At 71.2% G+C, this 1,427-nt stretch carries 1 protein-coding gene; it reads right to left on the bottom strand.

Annotated elements, in window-relative coordinates; translation table 11 throughout:
* Positions 1–146: 146 nt before the first annotated feature.
* The gene (locus FOE67_RS25670; RefSeq protein ID WP_182667210.1) at positions 147–1,376 is read right to left on the bottom strand and encodes a polyamine ABC transporter substrate-binding protein; all 1,230 of its coding nucleotides are present in this window, start codon (positions 1,374–1,376) and stop codon (positions 147–149) included.
* Positions 1,377–1,427: the final 51 nt, after the last annotated feature.

The raw sequence follows: 1,427 nt of genomic DNA, 5'->3' as shown, positions 1-1,427 counted from the left end.
GAAGCGGGGGGCGGTTGGCGGGTAGCGGTTCGGGGCGGAGCTCGGGTCGGTGCTCCGGGGAGAGGGGCGCTCCGGGCCCGACCCCGCGGGAACGGTGGGCTCGGGAACCCCGGGTGCGACCGGGGGGCCGACGGCCGGGGGAGGCCTCAGGCGCCGATCAGTTTGGCGAACATGTCCTCGTAACGGGTCTCCTCGTCCTCGTCGAGCTGCCGGAAGACCGCCCCCTTGGCCACCATCTCCTCGTTCGGGAAGACCAACGGGTTCTCCGCCAGTTCCTCGTCGATGGCCCGCATCTCCTCCTGCGCCCCGACGACGGGACAGATGAAGTTGACCCAGGCGGCCAAGCGGGCGGCCACCGCCGGGCGGTAGTAGTAGTCGATGAGGGCCTCGGCGTTGGCCCGCCGACGGGCCAGGGCGGGAACCAGCAGGTCGTCGGTGCCGAAGAGGTATCCGGTCTCCGGCATGAAGAAGTCGATGTCCGGATTGTCCATCCGGAGCTGGACGATGTCACCCGCCCAGGCGACGCAGGCGGCGATGTCGCCGGAGTTCAGTTCGTCCAGGTAGTCGTTGCCGGTGAAACGGCGCAGCTGCCGGGAGTCCACGGCGCGCTGCACCCGGGCGATCGCGGCCTCGAAGTCGTCGTCGGTGAAGGCCGCCGGGTCCTTGCCCATGTCGAGCAGGACCATCCCCATGGTGTCGCGCATCTCGGTGAGCAGGGAGATGCGGCCGTGCAGGGACTCGTCCTCCAGCAACTGTCCCACCGAGGTGATGTCGGCTCCCCCCGTGGCGCGGCGGTTGAAGCCGATGACGGTGGCGATCCCGGTCCAGGGGAAACTGTGCTGGCGCCCCGGGTCGTGCGGGGCGGTGCGGAAGCGGGCCTCGACGTTGGCGATGGCGTTGGGCAGGTTCGCCGGGTCCAGGCGCTGGGCCCAGCCCTGACGGATCAGCCGCCCGGACATCCAGTCGGTGAGGCAGACCAGGTCCCGCCCGGTGTCCTGGCCGGCGGCCAGTTGGGGGCGGATCTTGCCGAAGAACTCGTTGTTGTCGTTGATGTCCTCGGTGTAGGAGACGGTGATCCCGGTCTCGGCCTCGAATGCCTCCAGCGTGGGCCGGGAGCCGGGGTTCTCGTCGTCGACGTCGATGTACAGCGGCCAGTTGCTGAAGTGGAGGACCCTCTCCTCCCCGGAGAGATCCGGCGCGGCCTCCTCCTCCCCGGCCGCACCGGTCTCGGCCGGCGGGATGCCGCAGCCGGCGAGCAGCGCGCCGGCGCCGAGGGCCCCGGTGCCGGCCAGCAGGCGGCGACGGGTCAGGGCGGTTCGGGCGGCCCGGCCGTTGGTGAGGCTGCGCTCCCACGCCTTGCGAACGGGCTCGGACATGCCTTCGTAGGGATCCACGGTCGGGGCCTTCCTGGGAGGGGCGGGACTGCC

This window comes from Streptomyces calidiresistens, from assembly GCF_014141525.1.
GTDB lineage: Bacteria > Actinomycetota > Actinomycetes > Streptomycetales > Streptomycetaceae > Streptomyces > Streptomyces calidiresistens.
Note: the sequence above shows the minus strand (reverse complement) of the source record. Positions and strands in the feature narration are given on the sequence as shown.

Bases quoted from the DNA above. Each gene is read 5' to 3' on its own strand.
- FOE67_RS25670 (WP_182667210.1), bottom strand. From the start codon at position 1,376: ATGTCCGAGCCCGTTCGCAAGGCGTGGGAGCGCAGCCTCACCAACGGC.